We start from the raw sequence: 384 nt of genomic DNA, 5'->3' as shown, positions 1-384 counted from the left end.
CGACACCGCTCCAGTTCAAGGCGACAGCAACACTGCTGCCGACTGGAACACTGACGGCATTGCCGCTGCTGTCTTTGAGGGTGACCGTGTACGTTAAGACGCCACCTTCGGCAACACTCGCTGCATCAACACTGATGTGCGCATAGACGGTATCGCTTGCTGCGGGGACGGCTTCATCGGTGATCGCGCTGCTTGCTGTGTTGCTGCTGCCGACCGCTACTGCTTCATATTTACTGTTCGTATCGGTGACACCACTAATCGTGGCGATCAGGGATTCGGAGCCTTCTTTCAAATAATCATCGGTGGCAGTGACTGTAAATGTCGTGCTGCTGCCGCCACTGACATTGACGCTCGCTGGCAATGCGCTGGTATCGACACCCGCTG

The 384-nt window shown here is 56.2% G+C and carries 1 protein-coding gene; it reads right to left on the bottom strand.

Annotated elements, in window-relative coordinates:
- The coding region (locus ACO0KW_RS20390; protein ID WP_423055176.1) for a hypothetical protein at positions 1 to 384 on the bottom strand (384 nt) is incomplete at both ends.

The sequence above is a fragment of the Undibacterium sp. Ji22W genome, assembly GCF_049340305.1.
GTDB lineage: Bacteria > Pseudomonadota > Gammaproteobacteria > Burkholderiales > Burkholderiaceae_D > Undibacterium.
Note: the sequence above shows the minus strand (reverse complement) of the source record. Positions and strands in the feature narration are given on the sequence as shown.